Source organism: Pectobacterium artocarpous, from assembly GCF_046159765.1.
Taxonomy (GTDB): Bacteria; Pseudomonadota; Gammaproteobacteria; order Enterobacterales; family Enterobacteriaceae; genus Pectobacterium.
On record NZ_JBJXVK010000032.1, the window covers coordinates 1 to 26,386 of the forward strand.

The 26,386-nt window shown below is 51.9% G+C and carries 35 protein-coding genes; 28 read left to right on the top strand and 7 right to left on the bottom strand.

Features of this window, described 5'->3' with window-relative positions; all coding sequences use genetic code 11:
• Window positions 1–41: 41 nt before the first annotated feature.
• Together ACKQAD_RS18215 and ACKQAD_RS18220 are read right to left on the bottom strand one after the other, a co-directional pair.
• On the bottom strand, window positions 42–551 hold the full coding sequence (locus ACKQAD_RS18215) for a hypothetical protein (protein WP_409161411.1): 510 nt from the start codon (window positions 549–551) through the stop codon (window positions 42–44).
• Between the two features lie 22 nt (window positions 552–573).
• Window positions 574–990: a helix-turn-helix domain-containing protein gene (locus tag ACKQAD_RS18220; RefSeq protein WP_409161412.1), complete on the bottom strand. Its 417-nt coding sequence runs from the start codon at window positions 988–990 to the stop codon at window positions 574–576.
• Window positions 991–1,256: 266 nt separating this feature from the next.
• On the opposite strand from ACKQAD_RS18220, the gene ACKQAD_RS18225 reads away from it, so the two are divergent.
• The 12 genes from ACKQAD_RS18225 to ACKQAD_RS18280 all read left to right on the top strand — a co-directional run bounded on the left by ACKQAD_RS18225 (window position 1,257) and on the right by ACKQAD_RS18280 (window position 8,206).
• The gene (locus tag ACKQAD_RS18225) at window positions 1,257–1,469 is read left to right on the top strand and encodes a hypothetical protein (RefSeq protein ID WP_015840831.1); all 213 of its coding nucleotides are present in this window, start codon (window positions 1,257–1,259) and stop codon (window positions 1,467–1,469) included.
• 2 nt (window positions 1,470–1,471) lie between these two features.
• The gene (locus tag ACKQAD_RS18230; RefSeq protein ID WP_409161413.1) at window positions 1,472–1,723 is read left to right on the top strand and encodes a hypothetical protein; all 252 of its coding nucleotides are present in this window, start codon (window positions 1,472–1,474) and stop codon (window positions 1,721–1,723) included.
• A gap of 3 nt (window positions 1,724–1,726) precedes the next feature.
• Window positions 1,727–1,957, top strand: coding sequence for a hypothetical protein (locus ACKQAD_RS18235; protein WP_409161414.1), 231 nt, complete (start codon window positions 1,727–1,729; stop codon window positions 1,955–1,957).
• Window positions 1,954–2,154 (top strand): phage filamentation protein Fil family protein, encoded by a 201-nt coding sequence (locus ACKQAD_RS18240; RefSeq protein WP_409161415.1) that lies wholly within the window; start codon window positions 1,954–1,956, stop codon window positions 2,152–2,154. Before ACKQAD_RS18235 ends, ACKQAD_RS18240 begins: the two co-directional genes overlap by 4 nt.
• Window positions 2,155–2,192: 38 nt before the next feature.
• A complete protein-coding gene (locus tag ACKQAD_RS18245; protein WP_409161416.1) occupies window positions 2,193–2,396 on the top strand; it encodes a hypothetical protein in 204 nt (67 codons plus the stop codon).
• A gap of 78 nt (window positions 2,397–2,474) precedes the next feature.
• On the top strand, window positions 2,475–2,708 hold the full coding sequence (locus tag ACKQAD_RS18250; protein ID WP_409161417.1) for a DUF2732 family protein: 234 nt from the start codon (window positions 2,475–2,477) through the stop codon (window positions 2,706–2,708).
• Entirely contained in the window at window positions 2,705–3,268 is a 564-nt protein-coding gene (locus ACKQAD_RS18255; protein ID WP_409161418.1) for a 3'-5' exonuclease, read from the top strand. Before ACKQAD_RS18250 ends, ACKQAD_RS18255 begins: the two co-directional genes overlap by 4 nt.
• Window positions 3,265–4,203: a DNA adenine methylase gene (locus ACKQAD_RS18260; protein ID WP_409161419.1), complete on the top strand. Its 939-nt coding sequence runs from the start codon at window positions 3,265–3,267 to the stop codon at window positions 4,201–4,203. The genes ACKQAD_RS18255 and ACKQAD_RS18260 overlap by 4 nt, the downstream gene beginning before the upstream one ends.
• Window positions 4,204–6,708, top strand: coding sequence for a replication endonuclease (locus tag ACKQAD_RS18265; protein ID WP_409161420.1), 2,505 nt, complete (start codon window positions 4,204–4,206; stop codon window positions 6,706–6,708).
• Window positions 6,709–6,807: 99 nt separating this feature from the next.
• Window positions 6,808–7,503, top strand: a complete 696-nt coding sequence (locus tag ACKQAD_RS18270) for a DNA adenine methylase (protein ID WP_409161447.1) — start codon at window positions 6,808–6,810, stop codon at window positions 7,501–7,503.
• 68 nt (window positions 7,504–7,571) lie between these two features.
• A complete protein-coding gene (locus ACKQAD_RS18275) occupies window positions 7,572–7,847 on the top strand; it encodes a type II toxin-antitoxin system HicA family toxin (protein ID WP_409161448.1) in 276 nt (91 codons plus the stop codon).
• On the top strand, window positions 7,844–8,206 hold the full coding sequence (locus ACKQAD_RS18280; protein ID WP_409161421.1) for a type II toxin-antitoxin system HicB family antitoxin: 363 nt from the start codon (window positions 7,844–7,846) through the stop codon (window positions 8,204–8,206). Before ACKQAD_RS18275 ends, ACKQAD_RS18280 begins: the two co-directional genes overlap by 4 nt.
• Before the next feature lie 411 nt (window positions 8,207–8,617).
• On the opposite strand, the gene ACKQAD_RS18285 is transcribed toward ACKQAD_RS18280, so the two are convergent.
• Both ACKQAD_RS18285 and ACKQAD_RS18290 read right to left on the bottom strand, forming a co-directional pair.
• A complete protein-coding gene (locus ACKQAD_RS18285) occupies window positions 8,618–9,685 on the bottom strand; it encodes a phage portal protein (protein ID WP_409161422.1) in 1,068 nt (355 codons plus the stop codon).
• A gap of 2 nt (window positions 9,686–9,687) precedes the next feature.
• Complete coding sequence (locus ACKQAD_RS18290) at window positions 9,688–11,400, bottom strand: terminase large subunit domain-containing protein (protein ID WP_409161423.1); 1,713 nt, start codon at window positions 11,398–11,400, stop codon at window positions 9,688–9,690.
• A 146-nt stretch (window positions 11,401–11,546) separates the two neighbouring features.
• On the opposite strand from ACKQAD_RS18290, the gene ACKQAD_RS18295 reads away from it, so the two are divergent.
• The 16 genes from ACKQAD_RS18295 to ACKQAD_RS18365 all read left to right on the top strand — a co-directional run bounded on the left by ACKQAD_RS18295 (window position 11,547) and on the right by ACKQAD_RS18365 (window position 22,542).
• Complete coding sequence (locus ACKQAD_RS18295; RefSeq protein WP_271877758.1) at window positions 11,547–12,392, top strand: GPO family capsid scaffolding protein; 846 nt, start codon at window positions 11,547–11,549, stop codon at window positions 12,390–12,392.
• A 34-nt stretch (window positions 12,393–12,426) separates the two neighbouring features.
• Window positions 12,427–13,455 (top strand): phage major capsid protein, P2 family, encoded by a 1,029-nt coding sequence (locus ACKQAD_RS18300; protein ID WP_409161424.1) that lies wholly within the window; start codon window positions 12,427–12,429, stop codon window positions 13,453–13,455.
• Between the two features lie 66 nt (window positions 13,456–13,521).
• Window positions 13,522–14,331, top strand: a complete 810-nt coding sequence (gene gpM, locus ACKQAD_RS18305) for a phage terminase small subunit (protein WP_409161425.1) — start codon at window positions 13,522–13,524, stop codon at window positions 14,329–14,331.
• A gap of 96 nt (window positions 14,332–14,427) precedes the next feature.
• A complete protein-coding gene (locus tag ACKQAD_RS18310) occupies window positions 14,428–14,934 on the top strand; it encodes a head completion/stabilization protein (protein WP_409161426.1) in 507 nt (168 codons plus the stop codon).
• Complete coding sequence (locus ACKQAD_RS18315; RefSeq protein ID WP_015840847.1) at window positions 14,934–15,137, top strand: tail protein X; 204 nt, start codon at window positions 14,934–14,936, stop codon at window positions 15,135–15,137. Before ACKQAD_RS18310 ends, ACKQAD_RS18315 begins: the two co-directional genes overlap by 1 nt.
• The gene (locus ACKQAD_RS18320; RefSeq protein ID WP_039490566.1) at window positions 15,128–15,430 is read left to right on the top strand and encodes an HP1 family phage holin; all 303 of its coding nucleotides are present in this window, start codon (window positions 15,128–15,130) and stop codon (window positions 15,428–15,430) included. Before ACKQAD_RS18315 ends, ACKQAD_RS18320 begins: the two co-directional genes overlap by 10 nt.
• Window positions 15,420–15,896 (top strand): lysozyme, encoded by a 477-nt coding sequence (locus ACKQAD_RS18325; RefSeq protein ID WP_409161449.1) that lies wholly within the window; start codon window positions 15,420–15,422, stop codon window positions 15,894–15,896. Before ACKQAD_RS18320 ends, ACKQAD_RS18325 begins: the two co-directional genes overlap by 11 nt.
• Entirely contained in the window at window positions 15,878–16,303 is a 426-nt protein-coding gene (locus tag ACKQAD_RS18330) for a hypothetical protein (RefSeq protein WP_409161427.1), read from the top strand. Before ACKQAD_RS18325 ends, ACKQAD_RS18330 begins: the two co-directional genes overlap by 19 nt.
• Window positions 16,221–16,454 (top strand): Rz1-like lysis system protein LysC, encoded by a 234-nt coding sequence (lysC, locus tag ACKQAD_RS20400; RefSeq protein ID WP_498044235.1) that lies wholly within the window; start codon window positions 16,221–16,223, stop codon window positions 16,452–16,454. Before ACKQAD_RS18330 ends, lysC begins: the two co-directional genes overlap by 83 nt.
• Window positions 16,420–16,908, top strand: coding sequence for a phage tail protein (locus tag ACKQAD_RS18335; protein WP_409161428.1), 489 nt, complete (start codon window positions 16,420–16,422; stop codon window positions 16,906–16,908). The genes lysC and ACKQAD_RS18335 overlap by 35 nt, the downstream gene beginning before the upstream one ends.
• Window positions 16,909–16,910: 2 nt before the next feature.
• Entirely contained in the window at window positions 16,911–17,549 is a 639-nt protein-coding gene (locus ACKQAD_RS18340; RefSeq protein ID WP_409161429.1) for a phage virion morphogenesis protein, read from the top strand.
• Between the two features lie 90 nt (window positions 17,550–17,639).
• Window positions 17,640–18,224: a phage baseplate assembly protein V gene (locus tag ACKQAD_RS18345; protein ID WP_409161430.1), complete on the top strand. Its 585-nt coding sequence runs from the start codon at window positions 17,640–17,642 to the stop codon at window positions 18,222–18,224.
• Complete coding sequence (locus tag ACKQAD_RS18350) at window positions 18,221–18,577, top strand: GPW/gp25 family protein (protein WP_409161431.1); 357 nt, start codon at window positions 18,221–18,223, stop codon at window positions 18,575–18,577. Before ACKQAD_RS18345 ends, ACKQAD_RS18350 begins: the two co-directional genes overlap by 4 nt.
• Entirely contained in the window at window positions 18,577–19,488 is a 912-nt protein-coding gene (locus ACKQAD_RS18355; RefSeq protein WP_409161450.1) for a baseplate assembly protein, read from the top strand. The genes ACKQAD_RS18350 and ACKQAD_RS18355 overlap by 1 nt, the downstream gene beginning before the upstream one ends.
• A complete protein-coding gene (locus ACKQAD_RS18360; RefSeq protein WP_409161432.1) occupies window positions 19,481–20,089 on the top strand; it encodes a phage tail protein I in 609 nt (202 codons plus the stop codon). The genes ACKQAD_RS18355 and ACKQAD_RS18360 overlap by 8 nt, the downstream gene beginning before the upstream one ends.
• Window positions 20,086–22,542, top strand: a complete 2,457-nt coding sequence (locus ACKQAD_RS18365) for a phage tail protein (RefSeq protein WP_409161433.1) — start codon at window positions 20,086–20,088, stop codon at window positions 22,540–22,542. Before ACKQAD_RS18360 ends, ACKQAD_RS18365 begins: the two co-directional genes overlap by 4 nt.
• Window positions 22,543–22,738: 196 nt before the next feature.
• Here ACKQAD_RS18365 and ACKQAD_RS18370 read toward each other — a convergent pair whose 3' ends face one another.
• Genes ACKQAD_RS18370 through ACKQAD_RS18380 form a run of 3 tightly spaced genes read right to left on the bottom strand, consistent with a single transcriptional unit; the run spans window position 22,739 to window position 26,386 of the window.
• A complete protein-coding gene (locus tag ACKQAD_RS18370; protein ID WP_119881858.1) occupies window positions 22,739–23,161 on the bottom strand; it encodes a phage tail protein in 423 nt (140 codons plus the stop codon).
• Between the two features lie 10 nt (window positions 23,162–23,171).
• Entirely contained in the window at window positions 23,172–26,273 is a 3,102-nt protein-coding gene (locus tag ACKQAD_RS18375; protein ID WP_409161434.1) for a phage tail tape measure protein, read from the bottom strand.
• Window positions 26,270–26,386 carry a GpE family phage tail protein gene (locus ACKQAD_RS18380; protein WP_015840862.1) on the bottom strand — a complete coding sequence of 39 codons (117 nt, stop codon included), beginning with the start codon at window positions 26,384–26,386 and terminating at the stop codon, window positions 26,270–26,272. Before ACKQAD_RS18380 ends, ACKQAD_RS18375 begins: the two co-directional genes overlap by 4 nt.

Genomic DNA, 26,386 nt, shown 5'->3' on the forward strand with positions numbered 1-26,386 from the left:
TGCGTGATCTGATCCTGAGATTGAGCAAAAGTTCGATTTATTCAACAAAGCCCTTTTGGGGGTGATGCGTTGGGTGTAATTCTGCCCTGCCGTTCATCCAGCCATCTCATTGCTTGCTGAAGCTGGGGGCGAGTTAAATCAATTAACCGGCTTGTACCAAAATTGATGTGACAGAATCGCGTAAGCTGTTCGCGTAATTCGTTCTGCTGCGTGCTTCTTAATAATTGAGACACTAATTTTTTATTAGCATCCTTTTCCCGACTACGATCATGTAACGCATTCAGGAAACTGAGCGCCGTGGAATACTGGCTGATGGTGATTTCTTCAATGCCATTCACACCGAGTTCAGCATGTAAACGCCGCCAAACAAAACGAGCCTCTTCACGCCCTGCTTCTGCAATATCTTTTACCAGTTGGTTTAATTGGGAACGCTGTGCGCTAACCAACGGGCGCAAATCTTCTTTAGTCTGTGGGACGGCAATATTGATATTTTTTTCGTAATAATCACGTCCTGCGACCCGATTACTATCCCCTTGAGCCTCTACGGTCATCCATTACATCCTTGCTGCTTCGCTACTTCTTGCCTTCGTGATAGTCCCTGCCCGCTACGCGCTGGCCGCTACCCGTTACGTTTATCGATGCTGCTGTTGCAGAACTGCCCGCCGTCAATGCAGCTAAGGCGGCGGCTTTTATTGCCAGTGGTGCCGCACGATAGATTTTGACTAGCTCCAATTCATCATTGGAAATGTCACCAAGGTCAAGGGTTCTTTTTCCGGTAAGGATATACAAAGTATCCATGCCGTAATTTTCGCTAAGAAAAGCTAGCGTTGCCCCATCGGGAGCCGTCTCGCCACGCTCGTATTTCCCCCAAGTCCTTGTTGTCGTGCCTAATTCTTCTGCAATTGCACTCTGACTTTTACCAATCGTTTCCCGCTCTTCGCGCAAACGCCCACCAATAAGGAATAAAAATTCCTCTTTCGAAGTTGACATAGGAAGTTTTCTTCACTAGATTGTGTTGAACAGGAACTTAGTGGATCACAACATACCATTATGACACAAGAAAATCATGATCAGAGATCGCGTTTACCGCGTGGTATCGCGTCCAAAAACCCTACCCCAATGCGCTTATCGGACGATGAGCGCGACAAGTTAGCGGCATTGGCAGCACAAGAAAGTCGCTCGCTTTCAAGCATGGCCCGTCTGGTGTTTCTTCGGGGACTGGAATCTTTTAACGCTCAAGGATAGCAGGTGGTGAAATGGCTAAGGCATTAAACATTAATATCACCGTCCCTACCCCATATGTTTCATTAAAAACATATTCAGAAATGACAGGTATTCCACTACGCACTTGCGAAGGTATGGTTTCTGATGGACGGATAATCATTCGCCCCAAAAAAGCGCGAATGGAGAAAGTCGAGGTTAATTTAATCGCCATGCTTCGTGATGCGATAACCAATAGCGAAATTTAATCATGACAGAAATTAAAACAAATTCTGATGCGAAGAAATTTATCAACATCAAGGGGGAAGGCAATACTGGTTGCTGTATTCCTTATGATGAAATAAAGACGATTGAAAATTCAGGTCTTTCTAGTCGTTCTGGGTATTCTAATAGCGTAACGTTAATAAAACTTATTGACGGAGAAAGGATAACAGTAAACATACCATATGAAAAAGTCATCAAGCAGTTAAAGAAACTCCCTGATTTTGAAATTTTAGGATAAAGAATGAAAACGGGAATGCTTGTATTTTCAGGTATTGATCATGCATTAATTAAAGTCAGCGAACATACCAGCGTTTATCGCGGCTTCTCTATTACTCGCTGCCCAAGAACAGCAACTAATCCAATAACTCGTTATCGCATCAGTCAAGGCGATCAGTCATTCGGGTTATTTGACGCATTAGGGCAAGCGACTTCTTATATTAACGAACTGCACGGCATGAGGGATTCAGCATGATTAGCACAGCGCGTTTATTAAAAGAACAATCACCATCACCGCGGCAGGAAAATAAAGGCTGGCTGGAATTACCAAACGACCAGCGTTTCCAGCCAACCCCCGCGCAGGCTTATTTTGCGCCGTGGAGCAAAAAGCCCTATATGCCAGCGCCTAAAAAGCGCCGCTGGTTCGCCCGTCTGATGGGTATTGCGGCGTAACGCCGTAACTGATTAAGAAGCCGAAAGAGGCAACAGTTATGACTGAAAGTCAGTTGCGTTATGTGCTAGGAAGACTAATCCCCGAAATGTGCGAACGCGGTTTTTCAATAAAAACGGCTAGCGGGGAATTGTCTCTTGATGGCGAATCAGAAGCACAAAAACAATTTATTTCTCAATTAAAAAGCGAGTTTGAAAACCGATTGATTGAAGTCAGTCGAAATAAGAGATACGGCGTTTTTTAATTTCAAATAACCACTTCGTAAATTAATTAAAGGCGTAAACCCGCCGGGCTTTCTATTACCTGAAAAAAGGAAATCACAATGAGAAATGCAGAAGTTAAACAAATGCAAGTGGCGAGTGATAACGCGCTTGTTGAATTGCTGAACAAGGCGCGGCAGGAAGAAAGAAAAGACCAGCATTTAGGGTTTTCCTTGCGTTTGGCCTCGCTGTCTATCCACGCGCAGCAAAAAGAGTTTTCCGCCGCAGAGGTTATCGAGCTGCTACGCAAAGAGGCAGAGCGCTTCGAGCACTCAGCACAGGAGATCATTGCATGAACAACGTCATGATTGATATTGAAGCGCTGGGGAAAAAGGCTAATGCCCCAATCGGATCCATCGGTGCCGTGTTCTTCAACCCCCAAACCGGCGAACTGGGTGAAAAGTTCTATTGCCGTGTCGATTTTGAAAACGACATGCTCAATGGTGCTGTACCAGACGGCGACACAATCAAGTGGTGGTTGCGCCAGTCATCAGACGCCCGTGCCGAATTAATTAGCGATGATGCTACCCCGATTTGGGGCGCGCTCAGCGCATTTAGCGACTGGCTGACAGATCACGCTGAAAGCCTAGAAACATTGCATGTGTGGGCGAATAGCCCGTCGTTTGATTGCACCATCCTGAAAACAGCGTTTGAGCGAACGGAGATTGATGTTCCGTGGAATTACTGGAATGAGCTTGACGTCAGAACGATGAAAGAAATTGGCTATTCGCTGTTGGTTGATGTTCGGCCATTCACTGGCACGCGGCACAATGCCCTACATGATGCTATCAACCAAGCGGCGTTGGTTTCTGCCGTTATGTCTCGGTTGGCACAGAATAACGGCGGTGAATTATGATCCGCCCGTTCATCAAATGGCCAGGCGGGAAATCCCGCGTATTGCCTGATTTGCTCCCGCTTATGCCAAAGGGTGATCGGCTGTTTGAACCCTTTGTCGGCGGTGCGTCTGTATTCCTGAATACCGACTTCCCCCGTTATGTGCTGGCTGATATTAACGCCGATCTGATTAATACATATCAGATGGTTCAGGGTGCTACTCAGGCATTTATCAGCACTGCGAAAGAGTTATTCGAAAACGGTAATAGCTCGACTGAGTATTATCGCAATCGCAACACATTCAACTCAATACATGACGATGAGCGACTGCTAAAGGCCGCTCTATTCCTGTACCTGAACCGCCATTGCTTTAACGGTATTTGCCGATACAACAACGCCGGTTTTTTTAATGTCCCATTCGGGAACTATAAAAAACCGTACTTCCCAGAGGAAGAGATAAAGCTGTTTGCAGAGAAAGCAAATGACACAACAACCTGCTTTATTGCAGTCGATTTCCGAAAAGTGCTGGCCGCGAAAGCGATAAACGAAAACAGTGTTATTTATTGCGATCCGCCTTACCTACCAGCCAGCGATACGGCCAATTTTACGCAATACCACCATGCTGCATTTACCCGCGAACATCACCACGATTTAGCAGACGTGCTCCTGAACCTAAATCGTTCACGCGGCGTACCTGTCGTTATTTCAAATAGCGACACTCCCGCTACGCGCGAGATTTATCAACACTATCAATTCCATGAAATCGCGGTTCAGCGATCTATCAGCGCAAACGGCATCACGCGTGGTGCCGCAAAAGAAGTGATCGGCGTGCTGAAAACCTGTGACGGCTGCGGGCGTGCGGGCGGCGGTTGCTGCCCTGATTGTGGCCCATGCATGGGCGATGCGACGTATCAGGAAATGGCTGCATCTGGTGCGTTCGATGGGGAGGTGTTCTGAGTGCCTGAACAATGGGCCTATCTGTGGAATGCGCCACGTCCAGCGATCTCCATACCACAGGGGATCGCTGATTCCTTTTCTTCCCCTGCCACAAATACTACCGAGTCACACCCAGCAGTCGAGCAGCATCTTAAACGGCTGGTATCGCACGCCGCTTTCTCCGATCTGGATTTTGATCAGGCCGTCGCGCGGCTGGACTACTTTGAGCCTAATTCAACGTTACTGACGATGCGCCGCAAGTTCGCTGAGGCTGAGCGGGACGAGCATCACGCGATGTTGCAAAACTGGATGGAAACGCCGGAAGGTGTCGAAACTCGTTTACTCGAACAACCGTTTTTTATCCGAGACACCTACAGGCAAAAAATAGAATGGCTACGCGCGAACCGCGAGCCGCGACACGTCAGCGCCTTTTTCATGGGAACCGTGAAAAAAGCCCTGCTGCGTCTGGATGCCGTGCGTGCAAAGCAAGGTGTGCGCGATGGTTTTACGTCAGAGCTTGCCAGTTACTGGCGCGCACGCTGGCAGCATTTGGCCGAATTTACGAAACATGAGGCGATTAACGCTGGTCACGCTATCGCAGCCAGTATCGCTGAAATGTTTGAAACCGAATGCGGCAACACTTTGCCCGCCGATATGACGAATGACGATATTCAGGCGCTTTTCTGGCATTTGGGGCGTGAAATGCTGTCGTTACGGGTTACGCCGCCGTGTTGGGGCGTAATCATCGGCGATAACGAGTCACGAAACCGCATTTATTCAGCCATTCTGCGTATCACTAATGCTGATTGGTGGGGGCGTAAGTTATGGCGTTTACGCTGCGAGTGGCGAGAAAACCAGTTCCGCGCCATCGGTGTGATCCACAAGAAACGCATGCCTTACGTCAGCATTGATGCGTTGAATCAGTGGCAGGAGCAACGCAGAAAAAACCGCGAGTTCTTTAAGGCGCATGAGCTGGTTGATGAAGACGGTAACGTAGCATCGCTGGAAAACATGGTATACGCCAGCGTCAGCAATCCGGTTATTCGCCGTCACGAACTCATGACGCGCATGGCAGGCGTTGAAATGGTTGCCATATCGCGCAGCGACGAGGGCATTTTTCTGACCATCACCTGTCCGTCGCGCTATCACTCCAATATTCAAAGTGGCCACCAGAATAAAAAATGGGATACCTCATCCCCTCGTCAGGGGCAGCGCTATTTATGTAAGACGTGGGCTAAGGCCATGTCGAAACTTAACCGACGCGGCCTGCGCCCGTATGGCTTTCGCGTCGCAGAGCCGCACCACGACGCTACGCCGCACTGGCATGTGTTGCTGTTTATGCCGCCGGAAGACAGGAAAGAAATCACTGAAATTTTGCGTGAATACTTCATTGCTGTAGACCGCGCCGAGCTGGGACGTAATACCGGCGCGCGCTTTAAAGCGAAGCGTCTTGATCCGAAGAAAGGTAGCGCCACTGCCTATGTGGCGAAATATATCAGCAAAAACATTGATGGCTACGCGCTGGATGGCGAGCTGGACGGTGAAACCGGAAAGCCTCTGCGCGAAACCGCAAAATTTGCGATGGCCTGGGCGTCTCAACATAACATCCGGCAGTTTCAGCCGTTCGGCTTGCCGCCAGTCACAGTCTGGCGTGAGCTGCGCAAACTGGCGAACCAGCTTACCGCAGTACAAAAAGAAGCCGGAACATTCAAGCGCGGTGCTTCTCAGTTAGCCGATCCCGCAATGGATGCCGTGCTGGCCTCTGCGGACGCAGGCTGTTTCGCTACTTATATAGAAAAGCAAGGTGGCGTACTGATCCCGCGCGAGTTATACACCGTGCGCATCGCGTATGAGGAAGCCGACGAGCAAAACGACTACGGCGAAACACCGGAAAAAATCTTTGGAGTTTTCTCACCACGTTTGGGTGAGCTATCCCGTATTTGCACCCGTCTCGTTAAGTGGAAAATCCGCAAAAAACAGGCCGCAGACGCAGGCGCTAATGATAGCGCTGGGCGTGGTTTGGCTGTTACGTCGCCCACCGGCGACGCTTGGAGTTCTGTCAATAACTCTACGGGCGACGAAAAAGTAAGCATTTCCGAACCCGCCGATAGAGAGATTGGCAGTACGTCAGAACAAGAAAGCATCGACTTTGAGCACATGACCGACGCGGAACGGCGTGGATTGCTCAATCGACTTCGATCACAGCCGCCGGATCGGCGACATAGCGAACACTCGTCCACAACTCAGCCACATGAAACGCCTGAAAAACCGACTGTTAGTAAACGGTCGGACGACTGGCGCGCCAGCGTTGCCGATTTCGCCCGCTCATTGGGTTGGGATATCAGCGACGGTGAGTTGCGGCGGCTGGAAACAGGCAATGCAATCGCGCTCGCTGGCTATGCATACATTGCTAGCGCTGACGGCTGTCTGTATCGAGCCCAGACGAAAAAGCAAAAAGACGCGGAATATCAGGATAGAGCGGCGTCGCTGTTACAGCGGATCGCGACGCTGCGTGACGTTTCATAGTCATAACCGGCTGTGCTGGCCAGAACATCGATCACAGTCAGAAATGATGCGGCTGCAGCACAGATGAAAATAGCTATGTGGTACCACAAGGGGAAAATAATGGGATATCTGGGAAGCAAGGCCGCGTCAGGCGCGTATCAGAAAATTATCGCCAACATGCCGCCGCACGATGTTTATGTTGAAACTCACTTGGGCGGCGGCGCAGTAATGCTGAATAAGCCGCCCACGCGGCTGAATGTTGGTGTTGATATTGACCCGATCACCGTTGAAGAGTTTTGTCAGTTTAATCCTGAGTTTGTGGACACACTTGATACGCAGCTACGGATCATCAATGGTGATGCTGTTGATTTTCTTCAAAGTCATGACCTTGAGGCGATGGGCAAAACGCTGATTTACTCAGATCCGCCATATCTGCCGGAAACCAGAACCGGCAACGCCCGTTATCGGCATGAATACACGGTTGATGACCATCGTGAGTTGATCGCTATTCTGCGGCAATGCCCGTATTACGTGATGATTTCCGGCTATCCGTCGTCGCTTTACGACGAGTTATTGCACGACTGGCGCGCTATCGAGTTTCAAGTAATGACACGTGGTGGTGTCAGGACGGAAAAGCTATGGATGAATTTCCCAGAAGGTACGGCATATAGTGCGGCGTTTGCTGGTAAAGACTATATCGATCGGCAGCGCATCAAGCGAAAAGCGGAAAGATGGGCAGCTAAGTATCAGGCAATGACGCCAGCGGAACGGCTGGCGGTGATGATAGAGCTAAATAAAGTGGATAGCACACCTTGACTTCATAACTTGACTTCACATTAACAGAGCCTATAATGACTTCAAAAGGTGACTTCATGGAACAGGCAATGCAGGAAAAAATAGCCAGTCTGAGAAAAAAACAGCGAGAGACGCTGAGTCAGATTTTTAAAACACCGGTACTTTCTGGCGTTAAATGGTCGAATATTGAGTCACTTATCACCGCATTAGGTGGTGAAATTAAGGAAGGAAGTGGATCACGAGTGCGCTTTTTACTGAACGGGAGTATTGCCCGATTCCATCGTCCTCATCCTTCACCAGATACTGATAAAGGCGCGTTGGTCAGCTTGCGTGAATGGCTGGAAAGTATAGGAGTAAAACCATGACTAAAGCACTCAATACCCCCAATACGATGGTTGTTGCTGGGCAACCAGCCATCATTAGCTATGTGCCAGAAATTGGCATGTTTCGCGGTAAGTTCATCGGTCTGTCTGGCTACTGTGATTTTGTCGCCGATAGCATTGATGGGCTAAGGAGTGAGGGAGAAATCTCACTACGTGAATATCTGGCAGATTGTCAGGAAAGTGGAATCGATCCTTATGAGCGTGAAGAGAAAGTGAAGACTTTCACCTTGCGCTATCCTGAATCGTTCGGAGAACGGCTAACTGTTGCCGCCGCTGAACGCCAGGTATCTGTGAATGCATTCATCGTCGAAACACTTAACGAACGGATGAAGCTAGCTTAACGATCTCCCGCTTCGGCGGGTTTTCTTTTTCCTGAAAATCACTGCAAAATTCCGCACACCAATGCACAAATTTATTGATGCTATTATCCCCTTTCCACGCCAGATCTGGCGCGGGTTTGCCCCTACTGCACAACTGCATAAAAACGCGCTATTTTCGTGTGCGGGCGTGGCGGGGGAACCCTCGCGCGCTGAGGGGGATAAGAGGGGTATGCTGGTTCATATGTTGCTGCATCCTCATCGCGTCGCTATTGCGCCGTTTCGGTCTTGGTCAATCGCGGCATCATTCGGCTGTTGCAGTGCTCAGAATGGCATTCAGGCGCTTTTAAGCAGGCGTAAAAAGACCGGGCAACCTTGCGGCTGTCCGGTCTTGTGTTTGGTAGCTAGGTGAATGGTTTTGAATGACTTTCGCGGTTACATTGCACCTTCAGCCAGGGCATAAGGCTTGAACCGAAGTACCTCGATCCCCAGCCAGTCGTTAAGCTCTTTCAGGCTTTCCATTATCGGCATGAGTTCGTTGATGGCGAACACCTTCGCAGCTTTCTCCACGTCACCAAATCCCCCTGCATTGTTCGGCATAATCCCCATTAAGTTGGGCGGTACACGGTGCGCGGCTAACATGTCGTCACGGGTAGCATCCTTGATACCAGTAAACTCATCTTTGGCCGCAATCTGGCTGAACGGCAGGATTTGCAGGCCGTCTTTCTTCCCCCCTGCCGCGTAAACAAACAGGTTCTTAAATGCCCCATTGCCACGCGCATCTTTCAGCGACTTCTTCAGTTGCTCGACGTCGGCATTGTTGGTGATGGGATCGGTGAGATAGACGATCACCCCCGCGTGGCTCCCGTTGATGTAGTAATTGCGCCGGAACAGCGTGGCTTCCCCATTCAGCATTGCCGATTGAATCACCGCCATGTATTCCGGTGTGCCGTAGATTTCCTGGTGAATGCTGGGGCTTTTGACGTGGAACACGCTGCCTGGCTCGAATTCATGATCGTTGGCGTAGTACGTCACGAACCAGTATTGATCCAGGTTCTCACCGCGTCGGGTGTACTTGGCATGGGTATGCTTCAGCTTCAACGGTTGGCCGAAACGGTTCTTTCTCAGTTCCAGATAGGCGTTACCGAACACCAAAAAATCGAGTACAAAGGCGTTGGCATCCTGCCGCGATAACAGCGGATGCGATTCGTAGCAGGACATGATGACATTGCGTTTGAACAGTATCGGTGACTGATGATGCACTGCAACGTCAAACATTCGCGCTAGACCGTAGGTGCTGATCGGTGGTTCATACCAACGGCCATTTCTGGTGCACTCCATGCAGTCCAACAGGTCGCGCCTGTCCATGATGGGCTGTGCGTCACCAAATGAGAAAGACTGTAGCGACTCAATCGGCTGTTGAATCAATTCCCCTGTTACGGGTGTCTGTGCCGCTGGAGCGTGTAGATTAGCCGTGCGCGAGCGCTGTTTCTTACGTGACATGGTTAGAACTCCTGAATAAATCCATCATTACCGCCCGACTCGCTGCCGATTGGTTCATTGTGTAACGCGTGCATGGTTGCCCAGGCAATGTCACCGTGGCTGCTGCCTTTTGTCCTGTCTGATGCATACGACGTCATGCCGCCCTGCGTCACAAATTTCCGTACCGTCATGAAAGAACGTGCCAGCTCCATCATCCCCGCGTCATACTCAAACCGCCCCGCGCGGATCAGCATTTGGGCTTTCAGTACCAGTTCACGTTTCACGCTGGGCGAGTATTGATATTTCACGGCGGCGGGGAAAAACTTAACGACAAGCTGATGCACGGCGCTGCCGTTGCCGGTGCTATCAATGCCGATAAACTGCACGTTGTATTGGTGGGTCAGCTCTTTAATGACCTCAGCCTGTTTTTCAAATGTCATACCGCGTAACTGTCGTACCTCAATCACACGGAACTTGCCGCCAGGAACGGCGGGAGGGGATACGATGGATAGACCGGCACTGTCACCCGTGCCGCTGTCACCACTCGGATCGTAACCTATCCATACAGGGCGGTTACCTAACGGGCGCTGCGTGTAGGGTCGCCAGTCCGGCCAGACATCATCGTTATAGCCATCCACACCGCAGTTAATCAGCGCGGTATAGTCAAAGGCCCGCTCACCGACGCTGACAAAGCGGCAGGCGTAAAGGTTTTCAAAATCGTCAGGGCTGTTTTCAGATTTAATTTCATCCAGATCAACCAGGTCAAAACCTTGCTCTAACGTGTCATGAATGGTGACGATCTGCCGCCAGATATTGTCCCCGCACAGCAGCCCTTTCTTCAGTACCTTATGGGTAACGTCGATTTCTACCCGTTCCGCTTTAGGGCGGCTTTTGTTAAAGAAATCCCCTGTCCAGAACGTGTAGGCTTCATGTTCTTCACTGGATGGCGTGGAAAAATACGTGCGGCGCAACCCTTTTTGCGTCGCCATCCCCGCCGCGACTTTACGCAGGTTAAGAAAGTTGCTAACCCAAAAGAATTCATCAAAGTACAGATTACCGGTGTAGCTCTGTGCGGTTGCCGCTGACGTACCGAGGAAGTACAGCGTTGCTCCATTCGACAGCACAATCGCGTCCCCGCCTTTCAGTTCTACGCCAATGCTGGACGCCAGCAGTTGAATAAACCGTTTGAACTGGTAAGCCTGCGCCCGACTGGCCGACAGAAAGATTTGGTTAGTGCCGGTTTCCAGCGCATCTAACAGCGCTTCACGAGCAAAATACCAGCTTGCGCCTATCTGGCGGCTTTTCAGTATCGCGCGGTTACGCTGCTTGCGCTTTTTGTACCAACGCTTTTGATGCTCGTAGAGTGATTCCAGTACCAGGGCGCGCAACTCTGCGATCTGTTCGTCCGTAAAATGGTTCTTCGGCGCTTTCTTCCGCGTCTCCTTTTCCTGATCCTTTCTTTCATCGCGTGAAAAACGTGCCATCTGGCGCCCTAACAGGTCGATGGTTTTAAAGTCATGCGGCGTGAGATCGTCTTTCTCTATCAGCCGTAAATAGCGGACTTCCGTGCGCTCCTGCGCCCGCTGGATCGGCGTGCTGTCGTCCCACTTATCGCGCCGTCGCCATGAATACAGCGTGTTGTTGTTCACCCCCAGTCGTTGCGCGATTTGAGGGATGCTATAGGCCTGCCAGTAAAGGCTTTTGGCTTCTGTGCGAATATCGGGAAGTAGATTCATGCATACAGGCTAGCGCGCCCGCGCGCGGCAAAATATCGGCTCCCGTTGTCGTGGTTCCGCCACAATCGGCACCGATAGCGCCTGCGGTGAAGCGTGGCGATGATAGGGGTATCAGACAGACACCCTGTTATCACCGGAGCATTACCATGCCGATTTCAAAACCGTTTCTTGCTGCTGTTGAGGGCGCGACCTGCGACGGCCGCACCCTTGAACGTGCGCACATTTCGCAGATGGCGAAAAACTTCAACAAACAGGTGCGCGGTGCTCGCGTGAACCTTGAACACATTCGCGGTTACTCGCCAACCAGCGATTTTCGAGCCTATGGCGACGTGGAAGAAGTGAGCGAGTTTGAGATTCAGGACGGGCCGCTTAAAGGCAAGTTGGCGCTACAAATCAAGATTGATGCCACTGATGACATGGTGGCATTGAATAAAAAACGCCAGAAGATTTACCCCAGCGTTGAAATTCACCCTTCTTTTGCTGACACCGGCGAAGCCTATTTGATGGGGCTGGGAATGACGGACGATCCCGCCAGTCTGGGCGTTGGCATTCTGGAATTTAACGCCAAGTGCGGCGGAAAAGGTCCGTTGGACGGGCGAAAAACCAGCCCTGAATGTTTCTTCACGGCCGCTGATACCCCCATCACGCTGGAATTTGAAGAAGAGGCACCCGCTGGCGAAGCTGGCAAAAACTTCTTTTCCCGCATCACCGAATTGCTAACCGGCAGTCAGCAACGGTTCAGTAAGGAAAATGGCGAGCTGAAACAGGCGGTTGAGCTGATCGCCAAAAGCCAACGTGAACTGCTGGATAAAACCGAAACATTCAGCGCGTTACAAGCGCAAAACACCGAACTGAAAGGCAACGTGGAAACGCTGAATAAGTCATTAACCGAGCTGAAAGAACAGCTTGCCGGACAGGATGGCAACTTTAGCCAACGCCCCCCAGCTTCCGGCGGCAATCCGCAATCCGGCATCGTGTTAGCTGACTGCTAATCCCCCTTTAAACCGACTATCGCAGGAACCTAACATGAAGAATGAAACCCGCGTTTTGTACGACGCTTACATTAACCGCCAGGCTGAGCTTAACGGCGTCCAACCTGATCACGTTACCAAGCAGTTCAGTGTTGCACCGTCAATCCAGCAAAAGCTGGAAGATAAGGTTCAGCAATCCAGCGAGCTATTGCAAAAAATCAACATCACCGGTGTATCCGATCAAGAGGGGCAAAAGCTGGGGTTAGGTATCAGCGGCCCTATTTCAAGCTCGAACACATCAAGCACCGAGCGACGTGAACCGAAATCGGTTCACACGCTGGATGATGATAAATTCCGCTGTGAGCAAACCAATACGGATACCTTTATCAGCTATCCGCAGTTGGATATGTGGGCCAAGTTCCCCGACTTCCAACAGCGCATTAGCAATCAGATCATCAAGCGTAAGGCGCTCGACCGCATCATGATTGGTTTTAACGGTACGTCGCGTGCCGCTAAATCCGATCTGGCAACCAACCCGCTGTTGCAGGATGTGAATATCGGCTGGCTGGAGAAATATCGCCTCCATGCCGCACAGCGTGTGATGAAAAACATCACTGTCACCAGCCGTGATGATGAAAATAAAATCATCGCGAAGGGAGATTACGGCAACCTCGACGCCGTGATCTATGACGCCGTTAACTCGCTACTGGATGAGTGGTTTAAGTCATCACAAGATTTAGTGGTCATCTGTGGTCGTCAGATCATGGTCAGCAAAGAATATCCGCTGATTAACGCCATCAATACCAACAATCCGAACTCTGAAGCGTTGGCCGGTCAGTTGCTGGTATCGCGTAAGGCTATCGGAAATCTACCAACCTTCATTGCGCCGTCTTTCCCTGATGGCAGCATGTTCGTGACTCCGTTTAGCAATCTGTCGATCTACTGGCAGGAAGATAAGCAGCGCCGTGCCGTGCGTGATGAACCTGAGCGCAATCGTATTGCAACCTATGAGTCATCGAATGACGCCTATGTCATTGAAGACTATGGCACCGGATGCCTGATTGAAGGCATTACGTTTGCTTGAGCGACGCAAGGCTAATTTTAACGGCAAGCGGGCCGGATAACGCACGGTCTGCTTCAAGGGGGCATCATGCTGACACCTGCACAGCGACATTTTCAAACTGTCATGGCCCAGCGCCATGGCAAATCAAACGGCGGTGACGTTGAGCGCACCGCCTACGAACAGCAATTGCACCGGCTGAGGATGGATAAATCCCGTTTAAGCCAGGTGCAGTCTGCCACGACAAAGGCCGAACTAAAGCGCGAACTGCTGCCCGACTATCAGGGCTGGGTTAATGGCGTATTGGCGGCAGATAGCGGCCACGCTGATGAGGTGCTGACCACAATCATGATCTGGTCGATTGATGCTGGATTGGTGGGTGATGCGCTGCGTATTGCTGATTATGTCCTGCGCCATCGCCTGCCAATGCCCGACCAGTACACCCGCACGGTTGCCACTGCGCTGGTTGATGAGATTTGCGATCCCGCACTGGCAGCGTTTAAAGCCGATGTTAGCGTTGCGCCTCTGGCTGCTGACCTGCTGTTGCAATTGGAACGGCTTACCGCTAGCGAAGACATGCCTGATCAGGTGCGCGCCAAACTTTACAAGACGTTGGGCTACACCCTGCGTTTGGATACCAACGAGCTGAGCGCCGCGCGCGACTGGTTGCAACGCGCTGTCACGCTGTTTGATGGCATCGGGGTTAAACGCGACATCGAGCTACTGGGGCGGGCGCTCAAGAAAGCAACTGAGCCAGAGGAAGAAAACACTGATACGCCACCGCCTGCGGATAAGCCAGCCGACAAACCCGCAGCCAAAGCAACGAGAGCGCCGCGTAAATCGACGGCGGCGAAAGCATCACGAACTACGACACCACGCGCCAAAAAAAGCGCGTCGTAACCCAACGTGCCCCCGCGCACCAGGCGGCACGGCGTAATACGGGCAATTTATTGTGTCGTGTTGCGCCGTCCACCGCCTGTCTTTTGAGGTAATGCCATGAGCCTGATTGCCACAGAGCCGGTAAGGCCAGCCACGCAGGACACCATCAACGATGGGGATGCGACAGTGACGAGCCATGCATTCTGGCCGGTGATTGTCCTGTCCGCTCTGCGTCGTGCGATGCGTCTTGACGGGCAAGTGACAACGGATCGCCTGATGGATAAGGCCATCGAAGCGGTTGCGCACGTTAACGGCCAGTTGATCGACTGGCGAAACAGCCAAGAGCAACGTGGTTTTGCCGTTCTGTCAGAGGTTAAACCCGATAGCGCTGGTGGAATCGACCAGATCAATGGCGAGTCCGTTTTGGTCTGGCGCTATCGCCGTGCGGTGTATTCCATCACCAAAGCGCTGTTGATAGAGGGCTACCGTGATATCGACACCACGCGCGAAGGGGAAAAACACGCAGAGGCGTTGAGTTCACAGATTGACACGCTGTGGCGCGACGGCCGCTGGGCAATACGCGACATCCTCGGCGTTAATCGTGGTCTGGCTGAGTTGGTCTGATGGAGGTTCGTGCGCAGCAAAATGACACCGTCGATCTACTGTGCTGGCGCTACTACGGCAGAACAGACGGTGTTACGGAAGGGGTTTACGCGGCCAATCCGGGCTTGTGCGAACGTGGGCCACTGTTACCGGCTGGCCTGCTGGTCACGCTGCCAGACGTCACCGCAGCAACACAACAGGAAATCATACAGCTATGGGACTGACGACAGATCGCGTGGCATCGGCAATCACCTATCTACTTGCCACGCTGATCGCTACCGCAGGACGAATGACGCTGAGCGACTGGGCAACACTAATAGGGATTGCTATCGGGTTGCTCACGTTTTGGGTGAACCGCAACCACAAAAAGAACATAGAGCGTGACCAGGCACAGCGCACAGACTTAATGCGAGAGCTGGTCAGGAAAGTTGATCATGAAAATCTGCCAGAAACGTTGGACGCCTTGCGCGTGATGAACGGGCAGGAAACAGGACGCCGAGGCCGTGATGTTACCTGAAGCACTAAAACAGAGAATTATTCCCGTCGTTACCGCGTGTGCATTGGCGATAGCAACGGTGTTCGTTGGTTTTTTTGAGGGCAAAGAGAACACGGCTTACCGTGATATCGCGGGGGTTTGGACGATTTGCTACGGCCATACCGGTGGTGTAAAAGCCGGTGACTACAAGGCAGATGCTGAGTGCGACGCATTGTTACAGCAGGATTTACAGCCCGCGTTTCATGCTATTGATCGGTTAGTTACGGTTCCACTCAGTGAGTTACAGCGAGCCGCGTTAGCTAGTTTTATCTACAACGTGGGGATGGGTGCATTTGAGCGTTCGACCCTGCTTAAAAAACTGAACCGTGGCGATCTCACTGGCGCATGTAACGAATTACGCCGCTGGAATAAAGCCGCTGGTCAGGTCTGGCAGGGGTTAACCAACCGCCGCGAGGCAGAGAGAGTGCTATGTCTGGAAAAGTTATAACGACATTAGCCGCCGCGCTGTTGTTTCTCGCAGCTATCGCACTGGCTGATCACTACCGACAAAAATCACAGCGGCTTTCGGGTGAAGTGGCAACGTTAGTCGCAGAACGGGACAGCACCGAGCGTGTTATCAACAATCAGCAACGTACCTTTCAAATATTCAACACGCTGTCACGCGAGGCTGAACATGATAAACGCCGGATACAACAAGATGCCGATATACGTAGTCAGACGATTAATCAGGCGCTGGCCGGTCAGGTCTGTGCTGATGAGTTTGTGCCTGATGGCGCTGCTGTGCCGTTGCTCGACTACGCGAACCGTCTACGTGCCGATAGCCTGCGTCCCCCTGCCGGCGAACCTAACCGCACCGACGGCAATACCACTGCCACAGGGCGCGATAGTCAATAACCGTCTGACCTACGGCCAGTCTGTTAACTGGAATAGCCTGCTGCTGGCTGCGCTGGAGAGTGCCAACCACGACAAGGCACTAATTCGCCAGGCTGAACAACAGAGAGAGCAACAACATGCTAAAAGCGGAACTACTGAGAAAAGCCATTAGCGAGCAGGTGCCGTGGTTGCGGGAAAACCCCGATCAACTGGTCGTCTATGTACAGAAGGGGAATGCAATAAGTACCGGTGCGCGCTCCGCCTCCTTTGAATATCGCTACACGTTGGAAGTGCTGGCAATGGACTATCCGCATTCTATCGATACGCTAATGGTGCCAGTGCTGATGTGGGCGAGAATCTATCAACCGGATTTATTACTTAACCCAGAACGGCGTAAAACAGGTATTACGTTTGAAGCGGATTTGCTGAGTAACAGTACGGCCGATTTATTGATCCGTATCCAGGCTGATGAGTCGGTGATCGTCACACGCAATGAAGCTGGCGAAATCAACGTTCGTCATCGTGCTGATCCGCCACCTGATCCGATGGAAGGACAGGATGCATGGGGATTACTGGTAAAAGACGATGTGGCCAACACAGTTATTCATGACGCTACGGCAGGTTAATAATGAGCCAGAATGACGCGCTGTTTCAGGAACTGGATGGATATCTGAAATCCGTTGTTGAACAACTGGCGGCTAATCAACGGCGTCGCTTATCACGACAGATTGCAACAGGACTGCGTAAACGTCAGCAGCAACGGATTGCACAGCAGCAGAACCCAGATGGATCATCTTACGAGAGACGTAAAAGGCAAGCCCGCCGCACACAAGGCGGCGTCCGGTTTATGTGGAAAAGTGAGGTGCGAGAACTACGCAACTGGCACAGTAGCAAAGGCCGCAGCGGTGAAAGAATGATTACCGGTTTTGATGTTGGCCGAGGTGGCTTGCGCTCGTTCTTGCGTGCCGACATTGTGCGCTATCTCAGCATTAACGTAAGCAGCGTTTCCACAGCACCATCACGTAAAGACAAAATGTTTCCTAAGCTACGCACCGTGCGTTTTTTACGCATCGACACCTCCCCTAATAGCGCGACTGTTGGCTTCAGTGGTCAGGCGGGCAGCATCGCGCGTATTCACCAGTTTGGCGAAGTTGACAAAATAGGACGTTCGTCCGTGCGTTACCCTATTCGTGAGTTACTGGGGCTAACGCCCACCGATCTGGACTGGGTGGCCGATACCATTACGGACTTCATTCAACCCGATTAGTTGTTGCCGTCCTCCTACAATCCCCTTCCATTGTGCTCCCGCGCGCGACACCTGAAACTGGCGCTATGAATTGATTATCGAGCGCCAGCCATGACATCCAATGAGTTTGACCGCCTGCTGCATAACCTGATCCGTATCGGTATGGTTGTCGATGTCGATCATGTGCGTCATTTGGCGCGAGTGGAAACCGGCGGGAATACCACGGACTGGATACGCTGGGGCGTTGCCCGCGCGGGTGATGCTACATCGTGGTGGCCGTTGTCAGTGGGCGAACAGGTGCTTATCGCTGCACCAGGCGGCGATCTGGAAACGGCTGTGATCGTGTTAAGCCTGTATTCCAATCAGCACAGTGCGCCCAGCAATACCCCAAAGGTACACACCACTGTTTATCCCGATGGGGCCAGCGAAACGTATGATGCCAACACATCAACGATGACCGTCAAAGGCGTCAAAAAGGTGATTATTGAAGCGGCTGAATCTATCACGCTGGACACTCCGAAAGTGATTTGCACCCAGCATCTCAGCACGCAAACGCTCAGCGTAGAAAAAGGCGGCACGATGCAGGGCGATATCACCCACACCGGCGGAAAAATGTCATCAAACGGCGTGGTCGCAGACAGTCATACTCACGGCGGCGTACAGCGCGGCGGTAGTAAAACGGACGGCCCGCAATGAGCAATGAAAAATACATCGGTATGAATGCCAGTAACGGACGCACGATCACTGATGATGAGCATATCAGCCAGTCAGTACGCGACATTTTAATCACCCCTGTTGGTAGCCGCCTGATGCGGCGCAGCTACGGTTCACAGCTTTTTTCGCTGATTGACGAACCTCACGAGCCAGCAATCAAGCTCAAGATAATGTCAGCCATCTACAGCGCATTAATGCGTTGGGAACCGCGTATTACTCCAACAAAAATTACGCTGGAAACCCGTGGTGTGGGATTCGTTGCCGTAACACTTCAGGCGCAACGTACAGATAATCTGGCGGCATTTAGCGCCACCATTTCATTACAGGGGGCATGATGAGCGGACTGATTGATTTATCCCTGCTGCCTGCCCCTGATGTCGTTGAAACACTGGACTACGAAACGTTGTATGCGGAACGCAAGGCGATGTTTATCGCTCTGTTTCCAGTCGAACAACGTGATGCCATCACACGCACGCTGACATTGGAATCCGAGCCGCTAACCAAGCTGCTGCAACTGTCTGTCTATCATGAGTTGTTATTGCGTCAGCGGGTTAATGAAGCGGCCAGCGCTAACATGCTGGCCTACGCCGCCGGAAATGACCTTGATCAGCTTGCTGCCAACGTTAACGTGCAGCGACTGGTTATCACCGCAGAAGATACAACGGCGATCCCACCTGTTGCAGCGGTCATGGAATCTGATGCCGATCTGCGTACACGCGCACAACAGGCATTCGAGGGGCTGAGTGTTGCGGGGCCAACCGCAGCCTATGAGTTTCACGCACGTAGTGCAGATGGGCGAGTCGCTGACGCCAGCGCAGTTAGCCCCAGCCCTGCCGCCGTTACGGTAACGGTGCTGTCGCGTGAAGGAAATGGCAGCGCCAGTAATGAATTATTGCAAGCCGTTGATATTGCCCTGAACGCCGAGAATGTGCGGCCGGTTGCAGACCGTGTGACGGTTCAATCAGCGGTTATTATCCCCTATGACATTACCGCGACGCTGTATTTCTATCCGGGGCCGGAAGCCGAGCCTATTCGCATCGCAGCAGAAGCACGCTTGCAGACGTACATCACCGCACAGCATCGGTTAGGCCGTGATATTCGCCGATCTGCAATCTTCGCGGCACTCCATGTTGAGGGTGTACAGCGCGTTGATTTGGAAAGCCCAGCCGCAGATATCGTGCTTGATAAAAGCCAGGCGTCTTACTGCGCTAACTGGGTGCTGAATATCGGGGGATCAGATGAATAACAGCCTGCTACCCGTTGGTTCATCTGAGTTGGAAATTGCCGCAGCCAAAGCCTGCGCGGAATTATCCCGCACGCCGATCCCGTTACGTCAGTTATGTGATCCAGAAAGTTGCCCGTCAAACCTGCTGCCCTATCTGGCATGGGCATTCTCAGTTGATCGCTGGGATGAAAACTGGCCGGAAATCATTAAGCGTCAGGCGATAAAAGATGCCTATTTCATACATCGCCACAAAGGCACCATCGGCGCGCTGCGTCGCGTGGTGGAGCCGTTTGGTTATCTGATCCGTATCAGCGAATGGTTTCAGAACGGCGGCGAGCCTGGCACGTTTCTCCTCGATATCGGCGTGCAAGATAGCGGTATCAGCGAAGAAACCTTTTACGAGCTGGAGCGGCTGATTGCTGACGCCAAACCCGCGTCACGTCACCTGCTGGGGCTGAATATCAACCTCGACACGCGGGGTGCGGCCTATGTTGCCGCGCTGTCCTATGGCGGCGATGACCTGACCATTTACCCCTATTTTCCTGAAACTATCACCGTGTCCGGTCTGGATGTGACCGGAGCAGCACTTCATTTAATCGACAACGTGAGCGTAACCGCATGAGCGCAAAATATTTTGCCCTGTTAACCAACATCGGCGCGGCCAAACTGGCTAACGCCACCGCGCTGGGTAGTCGCCTTAACATCACCCGGATGGCCGTCGGGGATGGCGGCGGCATCTTGCCAACACCGAACCCGGCACAAACCAAGCTGATTGGCGAAAAACGTCGGGCGGCGCTCAATACGCTGAGTGTTGACCCGAAAAACCCCAGCCAGATTATCGCCGAGCAGGTCATTCCAGAAAATGAGGGCGGTTGGTGGATTCGTGAAATCGGCCTGTTTGATGATGACGGTAATCTGATTGCGGTCGCCAACTGCCCGGAAACCTACAAACCACAACTTCAGGAAGGGAGCGGTCGTATTCAGACCGTGCGCATGATCCTGATTGTCAGCAGTACCGACGCCGTGACGTTGAAAATCGACCCGGCGGTCGTGCTGGCAACGCGGGGTTATGTTGATAACGCGGTGATCGAGGTGAAAGCCTATGCGGATAGCATGATGAAAAACCATCTTGCCGCCGCTGATCCTCACTCGCAATATGCGCCAAAGGCCAGCCCGGCACTGACAGGCAAACCTACCGCGCCCACAGCCGCGCAAACCGCTAATGACACACAACTGGCAACAACGGCCTTTGTGAAAGCCGCCGTTTCCGCGCTGGTCAATGGGTCACCCGGTGCGCTCGATACGTTGCAGGAACTGGCGAAAGCGCTAGGCAATGACCCAAACTTCTCCACAACGATGCTGACTGAGCTAGGGAAAAAACTCCCCCTGGCCGGCGGAACGATGAGCGGAACGCTGGTTTCCTCTGTCGCTGATGCGGTGCGTATGGTGAATGGCGGCTACGGCGTCACTCTGCGTCATGATGGCGGTGATTTTTATTTTTTACTGACCGATAAAGAAGACCCTTACGGAAAATGGAACAGTTTACGGCCATTCAGGATTAATCTGGCAACGGGCGATGTCGCGCTGGGGCATAAAGTTGATGCCGACACATTGCTGGAAAAAGGCCAGCGCGTCTACAGCCCTAACAATAAGCCCACCGCCGCCGATGTGGGCGCGCTGACGGATGCGCAGGCTACACAGAAATATGCACGGCTGGAAAGCCCAGCGCTGATTGGCAAACCTACCGCCCCAACAGCGGTACAGGCATCCAATGATACGCAGATTGCAACGACAGCATTTGTTAAAGCAGCCATATCCGCCTTAATTAACGGGTCACCCGGTGCGCTCGATACGTTGCAGGAGCTGGCGCAGGCGCTCGGCAATGATCCGAATTTCTCAACCACTATTTTGAATGCATTAGCCGGAAAACTGTCGCTGACAGGGGGCAAAATGTCCGGTCGTCTGGAAGCCAGTGACATTGTGAAAATCACGGGGTCGGGTCCGGCGCTACCTGAATCACAAGGGGCATTTTTGTGCTGGAACCGCATTAATGGACAAGGCTGCACCGAGTTTGTGAATCACCGTGGCAGCGGCAGCGGCGGGTTTAGATTCTGGAACGGTAATCATGAAGAATTAAGTGAACTGGCGTCACTGGATTCAAGTGGGACGTTATACACTTCCGGCGGGATAGTCGAAGCAGGAAGACGGGTTTACAGCCCGAACAACAAACCAACCCCTGAAGATATTGGGGCATATTCCAAAGACGAGGGTGACGCGCGTTACTTAAGAAAATCCGGCGGGATATTAAGTGGTGAAGTCATCTCGACGGCGGGAAACGCACTACGCCTGACAACGGGTGACTATGCTGTCATGTTACGTAACGATGGTGGCAGTTTTTATCTGCTATTGACCAACAAAGGCGATATTAACGGCAACTGGAACACGCTTCGTCCGTTTCGTATCGATATCAGCAATGGCAATGTCGAATTAGCGCATAATGTCAGTGTGGGCGGTAATCTGACGGAAAAAGGCCAGCGAGTCTACAGCCCCAGTAATAAACCCACAGCGGCAGACGTAGGGGCGCTGACTGATGCACAGGCCGCGCAAAAATACGCGATGCGCTCCATCCGTGTGAATGGGAAACCCTTGTCGGCTGACGTTAATTTACTGGCCGGGGACATCAACGCATGGAATAAAACCGAGGCCGACGCTCGCTATGTGATGAAAAATACGATTGAGTCGGTTGTCATTTATCCCAACGGGTCGGAAAGTGCGCCACCAAAGATATCTACAGGTGCCAGAATCGAAGTACCCAGCCCATACAATACACTTAATTGTCTGATTCAGGTGGAGTTACTTGTTGATGGCGTATGGGGGGTTGCCAGTAATTGTATCTATGAAGGAACCTCACAAGGTGCAACATTCGGCATTGCTGCATCACTAATCAATGAAAAAATGATCATAGTAAAAACCGGAACGTATGAAATTGTCAGGTTTAGTGGTTATGACGGCAATCCGTGGAAAAGTGGTGCGATTGGTGGATATCGATTGAGAATCACAAAAATAGGTGTGTAGCATTCATAAATACGAATTGATCGTTACCGCCGATCAATAACGAGTAATTGATCTGTATAAACGTTTATAAAATAACCATGTCAAATGTCATTATGTGATTGGTTATTAAAATAATAATGATACATCGGGGAAAGCGAAGCCCACTGTTAGCGAGACAGTGGGCTTTTTTCTTCGATCACAGTTAAAAACAACTGTGTTACCAGGGTAAGCCGATATCCATATCACCGAGCATTTCCCGCAAATCCTCGCTAACCCGTTCAAGATTCAGCGTAAATGAGATATGCCGCGCTTTACCGTCATTAAAGAACTCAGAACGGGTTTCGTTGATGCTGGTTATCACATACATACCGTAGATATTCCCCGTCCCCTCGATTAGCGGCCAGGCTTTCCCTGTGTAAGCCATCGTTTGCAGCATGTTTAGCGACACATCACCGCCGGTTATTTCTGGGTACAGTTCACCGGCCAGCGTGATTTTATCTTCCCCTGCGCCGATATACTGATAGCGCGGGGATTTGCCTACTCGGTCATTTTTAACGTGTCGCCAACTGCTGTCATGGCTCAGGGATTGGTACGGCGTAGTCTGCCGCATAAAGACGAACATACCCAGAATCATCATCATGATAAAAATCCTATACGTGATCGGTCAGTTGTGAGCGCTGGCGATGCTGCTTACGGCGTTCAATATCGTCGATTTCCCGCCGCAGTCTGGCGACGAGTTTGTCTTCATCCAGGCTGCGTGCATCCTGAATCGTGATATTGATTTCATATTTGTCTGTGCTGGCCATACCGGCAGACATCGCCGTTTTCATCTGTGCTGCAGGTGAATTGGTAGCCGGAACGTCTGCCCCAGCAGGTTGCACAGTAAACGGCAGGACGGAAGCGGCCAGCACGCCGGCGGTTTGCTTCACCCGCTCCAGTAGGGGGATTTTGGGCTGTGCAGGCATAACCTGTGATTCACGGTAGCCGTTCGCCAGCATGACGGCAGGCGGTACGTTTTTAAAAACGATATCACCCAGCTTGTTCGGGTCTTTCTTGTCTTCAGTCTTTGCTGTGCTGCCTGTTTTTTCTGTTTTGGGATTGCTCCCTGTCAAGTCCTGCAACGCCCCAGTTTGTTTAGGCTTATTGCCTTCGCCTGCCGGTGGTTTTGCTGCCTCGCCGGTTTTAATCACCGCATCGGTTTCTTTGGGGGGCTGTGGCTTCCATTCCTGCGCCACCATTTTCTTTTGTTTCTCATCCCATATGTACATCACCGGTTTTTTAGGCTCGTAGCCTTTTTCCGGCATTGCACCGTTCATGGCATTTGATGCTGAGACGGCGGCATTTGCGGCTTCAGGGATAACCCCTAATTTTTCCAGTATCCAGCCAATGCCTTCAGCGACTTTTAAAATAACCGTCACTACACCACTAATCGCCATCCCGACCACCTCACCAAATACTTTCCCCGCTTCCGTGCATTGTTTTAATGATTCAGATGAGGAGTTGACCGGTTCAAACAGTTTTTTGAACCAGTCCCATACACCACTAATTGCTTGCCCGATCCCGTCAAAAATAGGCGATAACGCTGAGAAGGATTGCTTAACCGGTTCAAGGCCAGTTGTCAGGCCACTGAAAAAACCGCTGAAAAACGCCTTGATCGGTTCCCAGTATTTGTAAATCAATACACCGGCCGCAACGATTGCCGCGCCGATAATGCCGATAGGACTGAGTAACAGCATGAAGCCCGTACGCAGGATGTTAAATACCGCCATACCTGAACCACTCAGTGCAGAAAATCCAGATGTCGCCAGCATCCGCACGCCATTACCCAGCGCCGATAGCGCCGTGCCTGGCTGAGTGAATACCATCAACAAGGAACGGCCAGCGCCTTGGGCAATATTGCCGATACCACCGATCCAGCCACGTAATGTGGCAAGGATGCCGCCCCATGCGCGAACACTGGACAGGCTCCCCGTCATAACGCCGCTAAGCCTGATGAACATACTTGTAACGGTGCCAATCCCCTTACCACCGCTTAACAGGGATAGGCCAAGTTGCAGTTTGGAAAATGGCCCCATCAATACGCCTGCGGCCAGCGAAACGGTGCCAATGGCTGCGGTGAGCACCAATGCGCCGCCAACAACCACAACCAGTGTTTGAGCCAATTCAGGGTTAGCCGTCACCCATTCACGGACGCTATTCACTAACGCCGTCGCACCCTGAGCTAGCGAGCGCAAAACGCCGGAGTCATTTTCAAAAATGGCAAAACGTAGCCCACTCAGTGCGCCACCGAGCTTGTCGATATCACCCGACAGGTTATCGCGTAACGTGCTGCCCATGCGTTCGGCCGTTCCGCTGACGTCGCTGAACTGGTCTTTGGTATTCGCTAGCGCTGACAGGAAATTAGGGATCTGATCGATAGACAGGTCTTCTATCGGTGTGCCAAATAATGCAATGGCCGCATTCGCCCGCGCGGCTGGGTCTTTAATCTTCAATAGCCCCTGTGCGGTTTGCTGCATCGCGTTGCGCGCCTGTGCACCGCCGCTAGCAATGGCAGATGACGCGCGCTGTGCATTCAGTCCGATGGCGTCATACTCCTCTACACTGGCTTTGGACATGTCAGATCCGCGAATTGAAAATTCTTTGATGGCATCGCCAGTCTTATCCAGCGCAAACTTTCCTTGCTGCGCCATATTGACCAATAGCGTCATGGCTTCAGAACCGCTGTAGCCCATGTTCCTGAAATGCGTTGAATACTCATGCAATATCTCAGGCAGCTCACCACGCATCTGGGTAGACACGCGTTGCATACCCGCCATCATCAAATCGAATGCGTCATCGCTGCTGCGAGCCAGACCATTCTTCATCATGATGGCGGCAATCTGGATATGTTCCGCCGTGTCGCCGCCCAGCACGGATTGCATATCCAATGCTTTGCGCGAGATCCGGTCTAATTCCGCTTCACCGACTTCCCCCAATGCACCCAGTGAGCTACGCACCGCCGATACAGTGTTGGCGATCTGAGCGAGGTCATTGCTCACGCCGGCGCTATTAATCCCTTTAATGATTTTCGAATACTGCGCCCCCATTGCTGGGGCTTCGGCATTTTGCGCGGCAATCACCGCGCCGCTTTTATCTGATTGCAAATTAGGAGCCATCATTCTGGCACCGACATAAGCACCGGCTGCACTGGCACCGATTGCCATTGCCCCTGTGCTGCGCAGATTCCCCGCTGTCTGCTGCATCCGATCGTAACGTGCTCGCGCCTGCGTCACTGCCGCCAACCGCCGTTGCTGTTCCGCTAACATACGGTTATAGCGTGCGGTTTGATCGCTAATCTGGTCTGTTGCTCTGCGGCTGCGATCGAGTATCACGCCATGCCGCGCCAATTCTGCACGTAGCTGTGTTAACTGTTCGGTTTCATTAGCCTGAGCGGTTGATAGTTGCCTGATCAGCGCACGTTGCCGTTTCAGTGCCGCGTTTTGCTCTTCTGTTCGTGTGCCTGCTGCACCAAATTCAGCACGCATCGCCGCCGCTTTGGCTTTAGCCTGTTCCAGTTCGCGGGTTGTTTTTGCTGATGCGGCGCTCAGGCGGTCAAAACTGCTGGCCTGCCGCTCTAATCCGTTGAGGGTATTTTGTGTTGCTCTGATTTGGTCAGCCAGCGCCGCCGTGCCGCTGCGTGCGGCACTGACGGGCCGAGCCATATTATTGATCGCGCTGAACGCCACGCGAATATTGAGATTGCGATCTGTCATTCCGAGTTTCCGCTTCTAACGGCCGCTCGGCTGCGCCATGCCAGCAGTTCATCTACCGGCATGGCGTCCATCGCCGACGGCAACCAATGGAAAATTGCTGCGATGTCGGCCAT